The sequence below is a fragment of the Bradyrhizobium sp. 157 genome (assembly GCF_023073815.1).
In the GTDB taxonomy this organism is placed as follows: domain Bacteria; phylum Pseudomonadota; class Alphaproteobacteria; order Rhizobiales; family Xanthobacteraceae; genus Bradyrhizobium.
The window spans coordinates 50,078-67,350 of the sequence record NZ_JADPKF010000060.1 but is presented as its reverse complement, the minus strand read 5'-3'; the positions used below and the strand labels follow the sequence as shown (position 1 = coordinate 67,350).

Sequence of the window (17,273 nt, the reverse complement as noted above, 5' to 3'; positions counted from 1 at the left end):
TGCTGACCTGAAGTCGGAACAGCGCACACCCCGGCAGCCAAGCGCCACATGCGCCGCCAGCGTTAACCTTCGGACTTACTGGTAAACAAAGTGTAAAATCGGGGGGCTGCGGAAACGTTTTGGTGCGTCTTTTGAGTAGTTTGTCGGCCAACTGTTAGGATTTTGAAACAATTTTAGTGGTCGGGCCGTGGTTCCCCGTTAACGCCGGCCGGGCCGGTCAAGCCCGCTCCCGGTTGCGCCGTTCGGCCAAGGCGATCTGGTCACGCAGGAAATCCGGAAACTCGATTCCCTGGGCTTTGAGCGCCTTCGGGTAGAGCGAGGCCGCGGTCAGGCCCGGCAAGGTATTGGTTTCGAGGTAAACCGGTCCGTTCGCCGAGACGATGAAGTCGGTCCGGGAATAGCCGGTGCAGGAGAGCGCTTTGTGCGCCCGCAACGCCTGATCCTGCAGTTGCGCAGTGATTTCCGGAGAAAAGCGTCCCGGGCAGATCTCCTGAGTCGATTTGAGCAGATATTTGGCCGTGTAGTCGAAGGTGCCCTCCCCCGGGACAATCTCGATCGGCGGCAGCGACATCAACGTGCCATCCGATTGCTCCAGCACGCCGCAGGTTGCTTCCACACCCGCGATGAAGGGCTCGATCAGATATTCTTCGGACTTGGCGGCGTTGCGGACCGCGACGAGATCCTGCTTGGCGTTGACGAAGATCAGGCCGTAGCTCGATCCGTCCCGCGCCGGCTTTGCGATCAGCCTTCCGTATTCGCCAAACGCTGCGTCGATGTTTTCCAGGGCGATGCCTGCCGGCGCGGGGACGCCGGCAATCGCCACAAACCGTTTGGCGGCGACCTTGTCGAAGGCGAGGTTCGACGATGCCGAGCCGGACCCGGTGAAGGGAATGCCGCGCATTTCGCACATCGCCTGCAGTTCGCCATTCTCGGCACGGCCGCCGTGCAGCCCGAGCACCAGCACACGGTCCTCGGCTTTCGCTCTGTCGAGCGCGGCTTCCAGCGCAATGCCGCGATTGCTCGGTGTGAATTCATCCTCAAAGGGACGCGAATGCTCAAGCAGCTCCTTTGAACTGACCTTATGAACGGCGTCCGCCACATGCCAGAACCAGAGATCGGCTTCCGGCAACGCGCGGTGCAACGCCTGCGCGCTCGCCACCGAAACCAGACGCTCTTTATTGGTGCCGCCAAAGAGAATGGTCGTGCGCATCAGCCTCTACCTATCCGTCATTCCGGGGCGATGCGAAGCATCGAACCCGGAATCTCGAAATTCTTCGATGCGCAATTGCGCATCTGCGGTCTGCTCCTTCGGAGCATCCCGGAATGACGACTATGCGGAAATTCCGATCCGCTTGATTTCCCAATGTAGCTCGATTCCAGAATTCGCTTTAACCCGCTCGCGCACGGTTTCGCCCAGCGTTTCAATATCATGCCCGGTGGCGTTGCCGGTGTTGATGAGGAAATTGCAGTGCATTTCCGAGACCTGCGCCCCGCCGACGCGAAGCCCGCGGCAGCCGGCGGCGTCGATCAGTTTCCAGGCGCTGTTGCCGGGCGGATTCTTGAAGGTCGAGCCACCGGTCTTTTCGCGAATCGGCTGCGCGGTTTCGCGATGGGTCTGCACCTCGTTCATCCGCGCGCGAATGGTTTCGGCGTCCGCGATCTGCCCGCGAAAGCGCGCCGAGGTGAAAATGACTGATGGATCGACGCCGCTGTTGCGGTAGACGAACTTCATGTCGGCATTGGAGAAGACGTGCTTCGTACCGTCACGGCCGATGCCGGTCGCCTCGACCAGCACGTCCTTGGTCTCGCTTCCATTAGCGCCGGCATTCATCCGCAGGGCGCCACCGATGCTACCGGGAATCCCGAAGAAGAATTCCACGCCGCCGATGCCGGCCGCCGCCGCCGTTTCCGCCACGCGCTTGTCGAGCGCGGCCGTGCCGGCAGTGACAGTATCACCTGAAGCCAAGGTCTCGCCAAACGCCCGCGGCGACAACCGGATCACCACGCCCGGCATGCCGCCGTCGCGCACGATCAAATTGGAGCCGACGCCGACGACATAAACCGGCAGCTCCTTCGGAAGCAGCCTTAAGAAGTAAGCGAGATCGTCTTCATCCGCCGGTGTGAACAGCACCTGCGCCGGGCCGCCGACGCGAAACCAGGTCAACTCGGCGAGCGACTGGTTCGCCAGGAGGCGCCCGCGCAATTGCGGCATCGCGGCTTTCAGGTCGGGCGTGATGTCGGGAAAGGTCATGTCGCGCCAACCGTCTCGCGAAGTGATTTGAGACAACATCGCGTTGCGTTTGACGCCGTCGCCCGGGGCTTACCCCTCTCCCCAACCCTCCCCCGCAAGGGGGGAGGGAGCCTGACCAGCGTGCTCACCTCACGTTGTCGTTGTCTAACGGCTGCTCCAGAGTGCTTGCGAGTTCGAAGAATAGAGCGAGTGAGGGACGCACCGGCGGGAGGGTTCCCTCCCCCCTTGCGGGGTCCGAGGCGAGCGAAGCTCGCTCTCGAGGTTAGGGAGAGGGGTGGCGGCATACGCCAGCGCTCGTGGCTAGGCTCCCCTTCAACGTCCACGAAGATAGTAGTCATCATCACCCCAACGCCTTCAATTCGGCGGGCAGCGCGTAGGCCCATTGCGTGATGTTGCCGGCCCCTAAGCAGACGACGAGGTCGCCGGGGTTGGCGATGCCGCGGACGACCTTTGCCAGTTCCGTCGAACCCGGCAACGGGATCACTTCACGATGGCCATGCGCGCGCAGGCCGAGTACAAAATGGTCGCGGTCGATGCCTTCGATCGGCGCCTCGCCGGCCGGATAGACCTCGGCGACGATGACCACATCGGCATCATTGAAGCAGGTACAAAATTCCTCGAACAGCGATTGCAGGCGGGTGAAGCGGTGCGGCTGCACCACGGCGATGATCTTGCTGCCATAGGAGTCACGCGCGGCCTTCAATACCGCGGCGATCTCGACGGGGTGATGGCCATAATCGTCGATGACGGTGACGCCGTTCCACTCGCCGGTCCTGGTGAAGCGGCGCTTGACGCCGCCGAAACCAGCGATCGACTTGCGGATCGCTTCGTCGGAAATGCCCAGTTCGTGCGCCACCGCAATCGCCGCCGTCGCATTCGACGCGTTGTGCCGGCCCGGCATCGGTAACACGATGTCCGTTATCTCGTGCGAGGCCTCGGTCTTGCGGTTGCGGATCGCAACCTTGAACTTCGATCCGCCGGCGATCGGTGTCAGGTCCATCAGCCGCGCATCGGCCTGCGGGTTTTCGCCGTAGGTGATGATGCGGCGATCCTCGATCCGGCCGACGATGCTCTGCACCACCGGGTGATCGATGCACATCACCGCAAAGCCGTAGAACGGCACGTTCTCCACGAAATTGCGGAACGCGTCCTGGATCGCCTCGAAGGTCTTGAAATGATCGAGATGCTCGGGGTCGACATTGGTGACGATGGCGACGTCGGTCGGCAGTTTCAAAAACGTGCCGTCGCTCTCGTCGGCTTCGACCACCATCCAATCGCCCGCTCCCAGCCGCGCATTGGTGCCGTAGGCATTGATGATGCCGCCATTGATCACCGTCGGGTCGAGATTGCCGCCATCGAGCAGCGCTGCGACCATCGAGGTCGTCGTGGTCTTGCCATGGGTGCCGGCGATCGCCACGCAGCTCTTCAGCCGCATCAACTCGGCCAGCATTTCGGCGCGACGCACCACCGGGATGCGCTGCGCGCGCGCCGCCATCAGTTCGGGATTATCGCGCTTGATCGCGGTCGAGACCACGACCACGTCGGCGCCGTCGACATTCTCGGCCTTGTGGCCGACCGAGACCTTGACGCCCTTCTCCCGCAGCCGCGCGACATTGCCGCTTTCGGAGGCGTCCGAGCCCTGCACGATGTAGCCGAGATTGCACAAGACCTCGGCGATGCCGCTCATGCCAATGCCGCCGATTCCGACGAAGTGAATGGGTCCGATCTCGCGCGGCAGTCTCATGGATCATCCCTTGGCCGTCATCGCCCGCCCGTGCGCAATTGCGCACTGGGGCGAGCGGTCCAGTTCCGCGAAGCCGAGGTTCAGGCGCCGCAGAGTACTGGATGCCCCGCTTTCGCGGGGCATGACAAGGGGCAATTTTGCGCGCAAGCGCCTAGATTCCGGCCGTTTTCATCACCAGATCGGCCAGTCGTTCGGCGGCATCGAGCCGGCCGACCTGGCGGGCGGCGGCCGCCATTGCAGTCAGCCGCGTGGGCTCGGCGGCAAAGGCGGAGATTTCGGCAGCCAGCCGATCGGGCGTGAATTCTCCTTGCGGAATCCGTAAAGCGCCCTCCACCTTGGCCAGCACGCCGGCATTGGCGAACTGGTCCTGGTCGATCGCTCCGGGCAGCGGCACCAAAATCGAGGGCCGGCCGATCGCGGCGAGTTCCGCCACGGTGCCGGCGCCGGAGCGCGACACCACGAGATGGCTGGACGCCAGCCGCGCAGGCAGGTCGGTAAAGAATGGCGCGAGCTCGGCGTTGATCTTGAGCCGATCATAGACCGCCCGCACCCGCGCCATGTCTTCCTCGCGCACCTGCTGCGTCAGGGCGATGCGGCTCCACAGCACCGGTTCCAGCCGTTCGACGGCTGATGGCACGATGTCGCTCATCACCCGCGCGCCCTGGCTGCCACCGACCACCAGCAAGCGCAGCGGCCCGTTCGGTTCGGGCGATGCAAACGGCTCGGCGGCGGCGGCAAGAATCGCGGGCCGCATCGGCGTGCCCACCGTCGTGGTTTTTTCCGCGAGCGAAGGATCGCGATCGAGCACGCCGGGCAGCGAGGTCGCGATTGCGTTGACGCGCTTGGAAAGAAAACGATTGGCGCGGCCGAGCACCGCATTGGCATCGTGAATGACGCCGGGCACGCCGAGCAGCCGTGCCGCAATCAGCGGCGGCAGCGTCGGATAGCCGCCGAAACCGACCACCGCTGCGGGCTTCAGCCGCCGCACCAGGTTGAGCGCTATACCCGTTCCATAGCCGAGCATCATAATGGTACGCGCCAGCGACAACGGATTGCGCCCGCGCACGGTCTCGCTCGGCACCACGTCGATATTATCGCGGGTGAACAGCCCACTGTAGCGCAGCGCGCGGGCATCGGTCGCAAGCCGCACGCGCAGGCCGCGCTTGATGAGCTCAACTCCGAGCGCTTCAGCGGGAAACAAATGGCCGCCGGTGCCGCCGGCGGCCAGCAGAATGAGAGGCGTCGTGTCCATGGCTTCAAATAGCCGACCACGCTGCTCTAGTCACGCCCTCAGGCGTAACCGCGCGCCACGCCGGCCGCGTTCATCGATTCCACTTCGGTGCGCGGACGCTGCCGCGTCAGCGCCAGCATCATGCCGACGCCGTAGGCCAGCGAGATGATCGACGAACCGCCATAGGAGATGAAGGGCAGCGTCATGCCCTTGGCGGGGATCAGTTGCAGATTGACCGCCATGTTGATTGCAGCCTGCATGCCGAACAGAATCGCAAGTCCCGACGCCGCAAAGCGCGAAAACATGTCCTCGCTCGCGTACGCCCGCGTTAGCGTGCGAATCACGACGAAGGCGAACAGCGCAACCAGCGCCAGGCACAGGATGATGCCGAATTCTTCCGCCGCCACCGCGAACACGAAGTCGGTATGACTGTCCGGCAGGCTGCGCTTGGCGATGCCTTCGCCGGGCCCCAGCCCGAACCATCCGCCGTTCCAGAAGGCTTCCATCGCCATGTCGACCTGAAAGGTGTCGCCGGAGGCCGGGTTTATGAAACGCTTGATGCGGCCCGCCACGTGCGGGACCAGCAGATAGGCGCTGAACAATCCGGCCATGGCGACGCCGGCAAGGCCGGCCACCCAGATCATCCGCATCCCCGCGATGAAGAACAGCGCGCCCCAGACCATCAGGATCAGCATGGTCTGGCCGAAATCCGGCTCCATCACCAGAAGCGCCACCAGCGTCAACAGCAGCGCCATCGCCATCGAGGTCGCCGGCATTTCCGGCCGCTTGGTCGATTCCGCAAACAGCCACGCCGCCATCACGACGAAAGCGGGCTTGGCGGATTCGGAAGCCTGAATGTTGACGCCGAGCAGCGTGATCCAGCGCCGCGAGCCCTTCACCTCCGCACCGAAAACGAGCGTCGCGACAATCAAAAGAACACTCACCACGAACACGAATAGCGCAAGCCGGCGAATCTGCCTGGGCGGCAGGAACGATACTCCGATGAGCACCAGGAGGGATGGCAGTAGGAACAGCATGTGCCGGCTGAAGAAGTGGAAGGGATCGAGCCCGATCCGCGTCGCCACCGGCGGGCTCGCCGCCAGCGACAGGATGACGCCGCCCAGCATCAGCGCGCCGATCGCGAGCAGCAGCAGCTTATCCACGGTCCACCACCAGTCCGAAAACGGGGTGCGTTCATCACGGGCGAGCATGGGCGTCCCCAAATGGCAGAGGTAATGCCCATTGGTGAGGCAGGATGGTTTATGGGGGGTTAACGAATTGCAGATGATTGAACGGGCGGTGCACGCGTGCCCCGGATGCAGCGCGGCGCGGAGCGGCGCGCTGCCACGCCGGGGCCCACGACGTTGTGGATCCCGGCTCTGCGGAGCGGCACTGCATGCCGCAACGCGTCCGGGACACGAAGCCGTCACAGTGCGCCTTACCGCCAACAATAGGTCGTCATAACCGCGAAGGCGGGTATCCAGTACGCCGCAGCTTCTCGGTTCAATCGCCAGCGTCTCTGGAATACTGGGTCACCCGCCTTCGGGTGACGACAGTTCGTAAGGTAGGTGGAGCGAAGCGACAACCCATCATTTTATTCTCGTCTCGGCCGCGATCAGCTCTTTACCTTCCACGGTCGTGATCGTCAGCCGCACCGGTTCGCCGCTGCCGCCGGACGGAATGGTCGCGGAAATGCGATTTCCGTTTTTCGGGTCGGCCTTCACGGTGTCGTTGAACAATATCGCATCGCCCCGTTTCAACGTGATGCGCAACGGCGTAGCCGGCTCGATACTGAAGAACTGAAGATTCACATTGGAAGCCTCGGCCGAGAAATTGATCAGGATGTTCTCATTCGCATCCGTCACGTTGCTCATGCCGACGGTCGGGCTGTAGGTCTCCGTAACAGACACTTCGCCCCGCGGTGGAAGCTTTGCGCGGTGGAAAAACTGATCCGACACACCTGCCCACAATTCGACGTAAGGCCGCTGCTCGTTCGGATCTTTGCGTGCGTCAGTTTCCTTCGTGAACGACGGAAATCCCCACGTCCACATCTTCAGGCCCCGCGTGACCCGATTGTCGGCGATGCGGATGATCCCCTCTTCGTTGTCGTGGTTGATCACACCCCAGAAGTTCCGGCCTTGCATGTCGGGCGCCGCGTACGCGATGCCCATCGTCGGCCAGTTCTTGAAGTAGCGCAGTTTTTCGAAACGGCTCCTGCCGAGACCTAAGCTCTCATCGCCTTCGGACAGGTTGGCCGACCAGGCGGGCGTGCTGTAGGCCTCGATCGGCGCGACGATTTCTGCGCCGCCGGTTGTCTTGGGATTCTTCTGCTCCGATCCTGGTGCGAGCGTCGTGCACGTCCAGTATTCGTAGTCGACCGCCTGGGCGTTCGGATTCTTCAGCACCACGCGCGTATCCAGCGCTGCGCGATCGGCTTTCAGCGTGACATAGTAAGTCGCTTCTATACCCGTCGCACCCTTGAGGAATTGCGTCGGTGCAGCGGAATACGCGAAATCATCTTTAAGCGACATCGACACCGTCACTTCGCCGGCACTCTCCTTCACTACCTTGAAATCCCACGGCTTCAGCCATGTCTTGCCATGCTCGGGATCCGGGAAGGTGGGAAAGATGCCGCCATACACCATCAGCCAGTCGTAATAGAAGACGCCGGCCTTCATCCCGTAAGGCACGCCCACTTCGGTGCGATAAAGTTGTTCATGGCCGGTCGGCTTGTAAATGATGGAAAGAATGCGTCCGCCAAATTCGGGCAGGAGCGTTACCTTCAGATAACGATTCTCGATCACGTGAGTCTTGAAGGTGCGATCGACGATGGTCTTCTTGTCGAGCGATCCGCTGACGAACCCGTTCTCCGCAGTGGTCGCATACTTGACGGTGCTCCACGAGATCGTCGACTTGCTGAGAGATACGCTGGCGGATAGCGACGAAGCCGCATCTGCAATGGAATGAAACACAAACGTCGCCGAAAGGACTGCAGCTCCAACACGGACGCGGGTACCTGCCCGAGCATGAGTAGCCATTTGCGACGCCCTCGAATGAGCAGAATGTAGGATGGGTAGAGCGAAGCGAAACCCATCAATCCGGCGCTGCGGCGATGGGTATCGCTCGCTCCACCCATCCTACGATCACACTACCGGCTTCACGCCAGGCATTGCCGTCACCAGATCGCGAAACTTGGCGCCGCGGATTTCGAAATTGCGGTACTGGTCGAACGAGGCGCAGGCCGGCGACAACAGCACCACGGGATCGATGAGGCCGGACGCTTCCGCGTCACGTGCGGCATTGGCAACCGCCACATCGAGCGTCTCCGAAATCTCGTGCGGCACGCCCTCGTCGAGCGTGGCGGCAAACTCCTGCGCGGCTTCGCCGATCAGATAGGCTTTTCGGATACGTGGAAAGTATTCGGCCAGCCCGGTGATGCCGCCCTGCTTCGGCTTGCCGCCGGCGATCCAGAAGATGTCGGTGAACGACGACAGCGCATGCGCGGCGGCGTCCGCGTTGGTGCCCTTGGAGTCGTTGACGAACAGCACATTGCCGCGGCGGCCGACCTGCTCCATGCGGTGAGCCAGCCCGGGAAAGCTGCGCAGGCCGTTTTGCAGCGTATCCGTGGAGATGCCCATCGCCAGCGCACAGGCCGCCGCGCATGCCGCGTTCTGCGCGTTGTGCAGGCCGCGCAGCGAACCGATGCCGCCCAGCTTTGCGACCTCGTTGCGCGCACCGCCGGACGCCTGCACGATGGTTTCGCGCTCGACATAGATACCGTCGGGCAAAGGATTCTTCACGGAGATCCGCACCACGCGTTTTCCCGCCTGGTCGAGACGATCGGCGATGTTGCGGCACCAGATGTCATCGACACCGACAATGCTCGTGCCCTGCGGTTGTACGCCGGCGACTAGGCGCGCCTTCACGGCTGCATAGTTTTCCAGCGTGCCGTGGCGATCGATATGATCTTCGCTGACATTGAGCAGAATGCCGACGGAGGGATCGAGCGAGGGCGCAAGGTCGATCTGGTACGACGACATTTCCACCACATGCACGCGGCCCATCCGCGGCGGCTCCAGCGAGAGGATCGCGGTGCCGATATTGCCGCCCATCTGGGTATCGTAGCCGGCGACCTTCGTCAGATGCGCGATCAGCGCGGTCGTGGTCGACTTGCCGTTGGTGCCGGTGATGGCGACGAACGGCGCATCCGGCGCGTGACGGCGGCGCTCCCTGCAAAACAGCTCGATGTCGCCGATCACCTCAATGCCGGCCTGCCGCGCCATCAGCACCGACCAATGCGGCGCCGGATGCGTCAGCGGCGCGCCGGGCGTGAGGATCAGCGCCGAGAAATTCGACCACGATACGGTGCGCAGATCGGCGGTGGTGAAACCGGCTTGCGCCGCCTTGGCGACATTGTCGGCGCTGTCGTCGCCTGCGATCACTTCGGCGCCGCCGGCCTTCAGCGCGTGGCAACTCGCAAGGCCGGAACCGCCGAGGCCGAAGACGGCGACCGTTTTACCTGCAAAGGAGGTGACGGGGATCATAATCTAACCCGTCATTCCGGGACGTGCGAAGCACGAACTCTGGTGCGCAATGCGCACCTGAGAATCTCGTGATTCCGGATTGCCGCTGCGCGGCCTCTGGAATGACCGCCGTAGAAATGCATGACCATCAACGCAGCTTCAGCGTCGACAGGCCGGCGAGCGCCAGCATCACCGAGATGATCCAGAACCGGATCACGATCTGCGGCTCGGTCCAGCCCTTCTGCTCGAAATGGTGGTGCAGCGGCGCCATCCGGAACACGCGTTTTCCGGTCAGCTTGAACGAGGTGACCTGCACGATCACCGAGACGGCTTCGAGAACGAATAGTCCGCCGATCACGGCGAGTACGATCTCGTGCTTCACCGCGACCGCAGTGGCGCCGAGCATACCGCCGAGCGCGAGCGAGCCGGTATCGCCCATGAAGATCGAGGCCGGCGGTGCGTTGAACCAGAGGAAGCCGAGGCCGGCGCCAAGCACCGCACCGCACAGCACCGCGAGCTCGCCGGTGCCGGCGACGTAGCGGATCTGCAGATAGTCTGAAAATACCGCGTTGCCGGTCAAATACGAGATCATACCGAAACTCGCGGCGGCGATCATGACCGGCACGATCGCAAGGCCATCAAGGCCGTCGGTCAGGTTCACCGCGTTGCCGGCGCCGACGATGACGAAGGCGCCGAAGATCACGAAGAACCAGCCGAAATTGATCACGACATCCTTCAGGAAGGGTACTGCCAGCGACGTCGATGTCGCATCGCGGCCGAGCCGCACCAGCGCGTAGCAGGCCGCAAGCGCAATCACCGCTTCGATCAAAAGCCGCAGCTTGCCGGCAAAGCCGCTGTGGCTCTGTTTGGTCACCTTCAGATAGTCGTCGTAAAATCCGACGAAGCCGAAGCCGAGCGTCACCGCGAGCACGATCCAGACATAGGGGTTGCGCGGATTGGCCCACAGCAGCGTCGCCACCACGACGCCCGACAGGATCATCAGCCCGCCCATCGTCGGCGTGCCCTTCTTGGAGATCAGATGCGATTGCGGGCCGTCGGTGCGGATCGGTTGGCCCTTGCCCTGCCGAAGCCGCAGATGATCGATGATCCAGGGCCCGAACAGGAACACGAACAGCGCGCCCGTCACCATCGCCCCGCCGGTGCGGAAGGTGATGTAGCGAAACACGTTGAAGAAGCCGCGGAAGATGCCAAAACCGGGAACAGTATTGGAAAGCTCGATCAGCCAGTAAAACATTCAAGTAGCCCTATCACGCGGCTTGGTTGCGCCGCCTTGGCGGGAAGCGCTCCGGGAATGCGTTCGTTCCGGGAACGCCTTGATAATCGTTTTCATCCTCAAACCAAGCAAATCTTGGTCATGCATGGGGTATTGACGAATCGCCTCTCGCGGAAGCAACGGGCCCACCGGGTGCGGCCAGTTTACGCCTTTGCCTGCAAGGCGGCCAGCAGCCTCGGCACAAACTTGTTCACCCAGAACATTTTTTTGCTGCCTTTGACCACCACCACGTCCCCGTCCCGCAGCAATGCGGCGATTTGTTGGGGATCGAGCGTCGCCGGGTCTTCGTGCCAGCCGAGCGCCCGCTCTGCAGGTACGAGGTCGTATAGATGGCGCATCAAGGGGCCGACGCAGTAGACGCCGTCGAGGCCCGGCAGGTCTTTCGCGAGTTTCTCGTGATAGGCGGGCGCCTCAGGGCCCAATTCCAGCATGTCGCCGAGAATGGCGATGCGCCGGCCTGATTTCACCGGCCGCGCCTTCAGGCTGCCGAGCGCGGCCACCATGCTGGCCGGGTTGCCGTTGAAACTGTCGTCGATCACGGTGATGCCGTGGGCCGTCTGCTCCACGCCGCGGCCGGTCATGATGCCGACATCGCCGAGTTCCTTCGCCAGCGCCGCCGGATCGAGCCGCGCGGCATGGATCGACGCCAGCGCGGCCAACGCGTTCTGCAAACGATGCGGCGCGCCGGGCGTCAAGCCGAATTCGATCCGGCTGCCGTTCACCTGCGCGGTGACGTTCCAGCTCTCGCCTTCCGGCGTATGCGACAACGCCCGCACTTCGGACGCTTCGCCGAAGCGGACGATCTTGCCGTTCCATTCCGGCGCCAGGACATCATCAGGCAACACCAGCACGCCATCTTTTGGCAAGCCCTGCGCGATGCTTACTTTCTCGCGCCGGATCGCCTCCAGGCTGCCGAGCTTTTCCAGATGGACCGGCTGCACGTTCACCACCAGCGCGACCGTTGGTTTTGTCAGCTCGCTGAGCCGCGCGATCTCGCCGGTCTGGTTCATGCCCATCTCGACGACCCACACGCTCGCTCGCGGGCTGGCATTGCACAGCGTCAGCGGCACGCCCCAGAAATTGTTAAAACTGCTCGGGCTCGCGTAGGCGGCAGGATAGGCGGCAAGGAATTCCTTGGTGCTGGTCTTGCCGGCGCTGCCGGTCAGGCCGATCACCGGGCCGGCAAACCGCGCCCGCGCCGCGCGAGCCAGCGCCCACAGCCCGTCGATCAGGGTGTCCTTGACGATCAACTGCGGAACGCTGACGCCGTCGATCGCGTGCGGGACGATCATCGCCGCTGCGCCGGCCGCCTCGGCCTTGTCGGCGAATTCCCAGCCGTCGCGCGCGCTGGCAAAACTGGAGATGAAGCCGCCGCTCGGCGTGCCGCTCAACGCCACGAACAGGCTTCCGGGCTTCACCAGCCGGCTGTCCTGCGTGACGAAATCGATCGGCGTATCCGGATAATCGCCTGACAGTTCCAGCGCGCGCGCAACCCCGGCAACCGTCCACAATGGTGTCGCGCTCATGCCATCCTCGTTGCGAGCGCGGCCGCCACCGCCTCGTGATCGCTGAACGGCAAGACCTTGTCGCCGACAATCTGGCCGGTCTCGTGCCCTTTGCCGGCGATCAGGAGCACGTCGCCTTGCTGCAGCGCCGCGATCCCTGCCCGGATCGCCTCCGTGCGATCGCCGATTTCAGTTGCGCCCTTTGCCGCGGCCAGAATGGCGGCGCGGATCACAGCCGGATTTTCATTGCGCGGATTGTCGTCGGTGACGATGACCTGATCGGCATTCTCGGCCGCAATCGCGCCCATGATCGGGCGCTTGCCGGCGTCCCGGTCGCCGCCGGCGCCGAAGATGACGACGAGCTTGCGTTTCGCGTAAGGCCGCAGCGCCTGCAGCGCCTTGGCCAGTGCATCCGGCTTGTGAGCGTAATCGACGAAGATCGGCGCACCGTTATGTTCACCGACCCGCTCCAGCCGGCCCTTGGCGCCTTCGAGATGTTCGAGCGCGTCGAACACCTCCGCCGGCTCGCTGCCGGTGCCGATCGCGAGCCCCGCGGCAACCAGTGCGTTCTCGATCTGGAATTCGCCGACCAGCGGCAGCTTGATCGTGTAATTGCGCCCGCGATGTTCGAGTGCGAGGTCTTGCGCAAACCCTTCGACGGTGACGCCAACAAGGCGGATGCCTTCGCCGGCGCCATCCGCATTGCTGCCGACGGTAATGACCCGCAAGGCCCGCGCCTCTGCCACCTCGATCACTTGCTGCGAACAATCATGATCGGCCGAAATCACGGCCGCGCCATCAGGCACGATGAGATCGCGGAACAGTCGCAGCTTGGCCGCGAGGTAATGCGCCTCGTCAGGATGGTAATCCAGATGGTCGCGCGAAAGATTGGTGAAGCCGCCGGCGGCGATGCGGACACCGTCGAGCCGGAACTGGTCGAGCCCGTGCGAGGAGGCCTCGAAAGCCAGATGCGTCACGCCGTCGCCCGCGATCTCGTCGAGTTGCCGGTGCAGCGCAATCGGATCCGGCGTTGTCAGCGATCCATAGATCATGCGCTTTTGCGACACCAGGCCGATGGTGCCGATGCTCGCGGAAGCATGGCCGAGCCGCTCCCAGATCTGGCGCGTGAACGCGGCAACCGAAGTCTTGCCGCTGGTCCCGGTCACTGCCGCGATGGTGGCGGGCTGACGCGGATAGAACTTTGCCGCTGCCAGCGCCAGCGCACGGCGGGGATTTGCCGTTACCACGAACGGAACGCCGGCGTCCGAAGAAGCACGCTCGCCGGCGACCGCAACTGCGCCCGCCTTGACCGCGGAATCGATGAAGCGCGCGCCGTCGGTTTGGGTCCCCGCGAGCGCGAAGAACAGATCACCGGGTTTCACCGCGCGGCTGTCGGCGCTAAGGCCTTTCACATCGACAGCTTCCGCCTGCGGCTCGATCGCAGCGTCGTCGCTGAAGAGATCGCGAAGTTTCATCTTGTTCCAGTCCGGCCCGGCGCAGTCTGGCGCGCCTGACAGTACGCCTTACTGGGTTGTCTTCGATGCCGCAAGAATAAGGCGGTCGGACGGCGGCAGGTCGAAGCGCGGCTCAATGCCCAGCAGCGGACCGATGCGGGCAATCACCTTGCCGCCGGTCGGCACCGCGTTCCAGCCCGAGGTGATGAAGCCATGGGTTTCCGGCAGCGCCTTCGGCTCATCCAGCATGACCAGTAACTGGTATTGCGGATTGTCGGCCGGGATGATGGCGGTGAAGGAGTTGAGCACCTGTTTCTTGGAATAGCGGCCGTTGACCACCTTTTCCGAGGTGCCAGTCTTGCCGCCGATATAATAGCCCTTCACGTCGGCCTTCTTGGCGGTTCCGATCTCGGCATTCAGCCGCATCAGATAGCGCATCTTGTCGGAAGTTTCGGTTCGCAGAACCTTCTTGGCGATGGCCCGCGCCTCCTCTTCCGACCGCTTGAGGAAGGTCGGGGGAATCAGGAGACCGCCATTGATGCAGGCGTTGATGCCCATCACCGCCTGCAGCGGCGCCACCGCGATGCCATGGCCGAAGGAAGCCGTGATGGTGTTGAGCTCGGTCCAGCGCTTCGGCACGATTGGCGAAGCGCTTTCCGGCAATTCGGTGCGCAGCCGGTCCATCTGGCCGAGCTTTTTCAGGAATGCCTTGTGCGCTTCCACGCCCTGCGCCAGCGCAATCTTGGCCGCGCCGACATTGGACGAGAAGGTGAATACTTCAGACAGCGTGATCGGGCGGCCGACCGGATGGGTGTCGTGAATGGTGAACTTGCCGAACTTCAGCGTCCCGCGCCCGTCATAGAGCGTGTTGAGGTTGGCCTTGCCGGAATCCAGCGCCATCGCCAGTGTCAGCGCCTTGAAGGTCGAGCCCATTTCGAACACGCCGGTGGTCAGGCGGTTGATGCGCTCGGGGTCGTGCGCCTCTTTCGGATTGTTCGGATCGAAATCCGGCAGCGACACCAGGGCTACGATCTCGCCGGTCCTGACATTGGAGACGAGGCCGGAAGCTGCCTTGGCCTTGTACTTCTCTTTCGCCTTCAGCAGCTCGTCCCGCAGCGCATGCTCGACGCGCAGGTCGATCGACAGCTCCACCGGCTTCTGCAGCCGATCGGTGGCGAAGCCGGCGCGGTGCAGATCGGCCAGGCCATTGTTGTCCAGCCACTTCTCCATCCCGGCGATGCCCGCGTTGTCGATGTTGACGAGGCCGATCAGATGCGCCACGGCGGCGCCGGTCGGGTAGACTCGCTTGTTCTCGCGCAGGAAGCCGATGCCGGGAATGCCGAGCTTGTGAATGTCGTGCTGCTGTTTTGGCGTGATCTCGCGCTTCAGCCAGACAAAGCCCTTGCGCGATGACAAGCGCGTGCGCGCCTCCGCCGTGTCGAGGTCCGGCAGCGCCGCGGTCAAGAGTTCGATCGCCTCGTCCTTGTCGATGATGCGCCTGGGCTCGCCGAACAGGCTCGGCGCCTTGACGTCGGTCGCCAGCACCTCGCCATTGCGGTCGACAATGTCGGGCCGCGCGGTCGCAATTGCGTCCTGCGAGGCGGTGCGGCGGGCGCCATGGCTGTCGGCGCCGACCGCGAACATCACCAGACGTCCGGCCAGCACCGCATAGATTGCCGCGAACAGCAGGATCGCAAGACCCACGCGCGCCCGCGCCTTGGCGGCGCGGTCGACGTTACGCCCGTAGAGCAGGCTGCGGATCAGCCGCCGCCGCCACGGCTCCACCGGCTTTCTCGTCGTATTGGTCAGCGCCCGGCCGGTCATTGCTGATCTCCCGGTGCGGGCACGGAGCCGGTTGTGGGCGGCGCCTCGGCGGCAGCCTCGATGGTGTTGATCATCGCGCCGATCGGATCGGGAGCGCCCGGCCGCGCAAAAGCCGGCGGCCGTTCCGGCAAATTCTTCAACTGGTCATATTGCGTGGCGACCAGCGGCTTCAGGCTGAGATGGCGCTCGGCAAGTCCCTGCAGTCGCATCGGCGCATCGAGCTTGGCCCATTCGGCGCGCAGCGCCGCAATCGCATCGCGCTGCTCGCGTATCTCGGCGTTCAGCCGTAGCACGCGCTCGACGCGCGCGGTCGATTCCATCTTGATCCGGTAGACATAGGCCGCCGCGAACACCAGCACACCGATGACGAGGAAGTGGATGATCCGCATGATCAGCCTCCCCTCATCACGTCGGCAAGCGTAGGCCACGCCGGCAGGCGGCCTGCTGCATGCGCCGGCGCCGCGGTGCGCTCGGCAGCGCGCAATTTTGCCGACCGCGCGCGCGGATTGGCGGCAAGCTCGGTTTCACCGGCGGTAACCGGACGCTTCGTCAGAATCTGAAAACTCGGCGCCGCCTGCGCCACTTCGGGCAAATGCCGCGAACCGCCGCCAGCCTTGCCGCGCGCATTGAGGAAATCCTTGACGATGCGATCTTCCAGCGAATGGAACGAGACGACCACCAGCCGCCCGCCGGGCTTCAGCACGCGTTCGGCCGCCGCCAGCGCGAGATGCAGTTCGTCGAGTTCGGCGTTGACGAAGATCCGCAAGGCCTGGAACGTCCGCGTCGCCGGGTGAATCTCGTTGGGCTTTGAGCGAACCACCTTGCCGATGATATCGGCCAGTTGTTGGCTGGTCGTAATCGGCGCCTCTTTCCGCGCCGCCACGATGGCGCGCGCGACGGCGCGGGAATGGCGCTCTTCGCCGAAGATGTAGATGATGTTGGCGAGGTCGCTCTCGGAGGCCTTCGCCACCACATCGGCCGCCGTTGGCCCGTCATGCCCCATCCGCATGTCCAGCGGGCCGCCGAGCCGGAACGAGAAACCGCGTTCGGCCTGATCGAGTTGCATCGAGGAAACACCGACGTCCATCACGACGCCGTCCACCGCGGCCGCGCCTTGCGCCGTGCAGATTTCCGCCAGGTTGGAGAATCGGTCCTCGACCAGAGTCAGCCGGCCTCCCGATTGCTCGACCAGATCGAACCCGCCGGCAACCGCCGACCGGTCGCGGTCGATGCCGATGACCTGCGTTCCCGGAACATCGAGAATGGCGCGGCTGTAGCCGCCAGCGCCGAAGGTCGCGTCGACATAGATGCCGCCGTTCCTGGGATTGAGCATCTCGACCGCCTCGCGGCCGAGCACCGAGATGTGGCGCGGCGCAGCAGGGCTCATGCGCCGTCCCCTGGCGTTTTCCAGCCTGTGGTACGAAAACTGGATACGAACGGGCCCATT

The 17,273-nt window shown here is 63.7% G+C and carries 14 protein-coding genes; 1 reads left to right on the top strand and 13 read right to left on the bottom strand.

Annotation, left to right across the window (positions count from 1 at the left end):
* Positions 1–217 precede the first annotated feature (217 nt).
* The 6 genes from IVA95_RS12745 to IVA95_RS12720 form a co-directional block, all read right to left on the bottom strand.
* Positions 218–1,210: a D-alanine--D-alanine ligase gene (locus IVA95_RS12745; RefSeq protein WP_247510795.1), complete on the bottom strand. Its 993-nt coding sequence runs from the start codon at positions 1,208–1,210 to the stop codon at positions 218–220.
* Between the two features lie 120 nt (positions 1,211–1,330).
* On the bottom strand, positions 1,331–2,251 hold the full coding sequence (murB, locus tag IVA95_RS12740; protein ID WP_247510794.1) for a UDP-N-acetylmuramate dehydrogenase: 921 nt from the start codon (positions 2,249–2,251) through the stop codon (positions 1,331–1,333).
* A gap of 340 nt (positions 2,252–2,591) precedes the next feature.
* Positions 2,592–3,995 (bottom strand): UDP-N-acetylmuramate--L-alanine ligase, encoded by a 1,404-nt coding sequence (gene murC, locus IVA95_RS12735; RefSeq protein ID WP_247510793.1) that lies wholly within the window; start codon positions 3,993–3,995, stop codon positions 2,592–2,594.
* Between the two features lie 151 nt (positions 3,996–4,146).
* Positions 4,147–5,247 carry an undecaprenyldiphospho-muramoylpentapeptide beta-N-acetylglucosaminyltransferase gene (gene murG / locus IVA95_RS12730; protein ID WP_247510792.1) on the bottom strand — a complete coding sequence of 367 codons (1,101 nt, stop codon included), beginning with the start codon at positions 5,245–5,247 and terminating at the stop codon, positions 4,147–4,149.
* A 38-nt stretch (positions 5,248–5,285) separates the two neighbouring features.
* A complete protein-coding gene (gene ftsW / locus IVA95_RS12725) occupies positions 5,286–6,437 on the bottom strand; it encodes a putative lipid II flippase FtsW (protein ID WP_247510791.1) in 1,152 nt (383 codons plus the stop codon).
* A gap of 378 nt (positions 6,438–6,815) precedes the next feature.
* On the bottom strand, positions 6,816–8,057 hold the full coding sequence (locus tag IVA95_RS12720) for a DUF5107 domain-containing protein (protein WP_346658004.1): 1,242 nt from the start codon (positions 8,055–8,057) through the stop codon (positions 6,816–6,818).
* On the opposite strand from IVA95_RS12720, the gene IVA95_RS12715 reads away from it, so the two are divergent.
* Positions 8,056–8,193 (top strand): hypothetical protein, encoded by a 138-nt coding sequence (locus IVA95_RS12715; RefSeq protein ID WP_247510789.1) that lies wholly within the window; start codon positions 8,056–8,058, stop codon positions 8,191–8,193. The two genes, IVA95_RS12720 and IVA95_RS12715, sit on opposite strands and share 2 nt — an antisense overlap.
* 176 nt (positions 8,194–8,369) lie before the next feature.
* On the opposite strand, the gene murD is transcribed toward IVA95_RS12715, so the two are convergent.
* From murD to rsmH, 7 genes are all read right to left on the bottom strand, one after another.
* Positions 8,370–9,770: a UDP-N-acetylmuramoyl-L-alanine--D-glutamate ligase gene (gene murD, locus IVA95_RS12710; RefSeq protein WP_247510788.1), complete on the bottom strand. Its 1,401-nt coding sequence runs from the start codon at positions 9,768–9,770 to the stop codon at positions 8,370–8,372.
* A gap of 127 nt (positions 9,771–9,897) precedes the next feature.
* Positions 9,898–11,004 carry a phospho-N-acetylmuramoyl-pentapeptide-transferase gene (mraY, locus tag IVA95_RS12705; RefSeq protein ID WP_213248958.1) on the bottom strand — a complete coding sequence of 369 codons (1,107 nt, stop codon included), beginning with the start codon at positions 11,002–11,004 and terminating at the stop codon, positions 9,898–9,900.
* Positions 11,005–11,186: 182 nt separating this feature from the next.
* Positions 11,187–12,569 carry a UDP-N-acetylmuramoyl-tripeptide--D-alanyl-D-alanine ligase gene (gene murF, locus IVA95_RS12700; protein ID WP_247510787.1) on the bottom strand — a complete coding sequence of 461 codons (1,383 nt, stop codon included), beginning with the start codon at positions 12,567–12,569 and terminating at the stop codon, positions 11,187–11,189.
* The gene (locus IVA95_RS12695) at positions 12,566–14,023 is read right to left on the bottom strand and encodes a UDP-N-acetylmuramoyl-L-alanyl-D-glutamate--2,6-diaminopimelate ligase (protein ID WP_247510786.1); all 1,458 of its coding nucleotides are present in this window, start codon (positions 14,021–14,023) and stop codon (positions 12,566–12,568) included. The genes murF and IVA95_RS12695 overlap by 4 nt, the downstream gene beginning before the upstream one ends.
* A 48-nt stretch (positions 14,024–14,071) precedes the next feature.
* The gene (locus IVA95_RS12690) at positions 14,072–15,826 is read right to left on the bottom strand and encodes a penicillin-binding protein 2 (RefSeq protein ID WP_247510785.1); all 1,755 of its coding nucleotides are present in this window, start codon (positions 15,824–15,826) and stop codon (positions 14,072–14,074) included.
* Entirely contained in the window at positions 15,823–16,215 is a 393-nt protein-coding gene (locus IVA95_RS12685; RefSeq protein ID WP_247510784.1) for a hypothetical protein, read from the bottom strand. The genes IVA95_RS12690 and IVA95_RS12685 overlap by 4 nt, the downstream gene beginning before the upstream one ends.
* 2 nt (positions 16,216–16,217) lie before the next feature.
* Entirely contained in the window at positions 16,218–17,213 is a 996-nt protein-coding gene (gene rsmH / locus IVA95_RS12680) for a 16S rRNA (cytosine(1402)-N(4))-methyltransferase RsmH (protein ID WP_247510783.1), read from the bottom strand.
* Positions 17,214–17,273: the final 60 nt, after the last annotated feature.

Excerpts from the sequence above, each read along its gene's own strand:
- IVA95_RS12745 (WP_247510795.1), bottom strand. The coding sequence starts at position 1,210 with ATGCGCACGACCATTCTCTTTGGCGGCACCAATAAAGAGCGTCTGGTT.
- murB (WP_247510794.1), bottom strand. The coding sequence starts at position 2,251 with ATGACCTTTCCCGACATCACGCCCGACCTGAAAGCCGCGATGCCGCAA.
- murC (WP_247510793.1), bottom strand. The coding sequence starts at position 3,995 with ATGAGACTGCCGCGCGAGATCGGACCCATTCACTTCGTCGGAATCGGC.
- murG (WP_247510792.1), bottom strand. The coding sequence starts at position 5,247 with ATGGACACGACGCCTCTCATTCTGCTGGCCGCCGGCGGCACCGGCGGC.
- ftsW (WP_247510791.1), bottom strand. The coding sequence starts at position 6,437 with ATGCTCGCCCGTGATGAACGCACCCCGTTTTCGGACTGGTGGTGGACC.
- IVA95_RS12715 (WP_247510789.1), top strand. The coding sequence starts at position 8,056 with ATGGTCTTCTTGTCGAGCGATCCGCTGACGAACCCGTTCTCCGCAGTG.
- murD (WP_247510788.1), bottom strand. The coding sequence starts at position 9,770 with ATGATCCCCGTCACCTCCTTTGCAGGTAAAACGGTCGCCGTCTTCGGC.
- mraY (WP_213248958.1), bottom strand. The coding sequence starts at position 11,004 with ATGTTTTACTGGCTGATCGAGCTTTCCAATACTGTTCCCGGTTTTGGC.
- murF (WP_247510787.1), bottom strand. The coding sequence starts at position 12,569 with ATGAGCGCGACACCATTGTGGACGGTTGCCGGGGTTGCGCGCGCGCTG.
- IVA95_RS12695 (WP_247510786.1), bottom strand. The coding sequence starts at position 14,023 with ATGAAACTTCGCGATCTCTTCAGCGACGACGCTGCGATCGAGCCGCAG.
- IVA95_RS12690 (WP_247510785.1), bottom strand. The coding sequence starts at position 15,826 with ATGACCGGCCGGGCGCTGACCAATACGACGAGAAAGCCGGTGGAGCCG.
- IVA95_RS12685 (WP_247510784.1), bottom strand. The coding sequence starts at position 16,215 with ATGCGGATCATCCACTTCCTCGTCATCGGTGTGCTGGTGTTCGCGGCG.
- rsmH (WP_247510783.1), bottom strand. The coding sequence starts at position 17,213 with ATGAGCCCTGCTGCGCCGCGCCACATCTCGGTGCTCGGCCGCGAGGCG.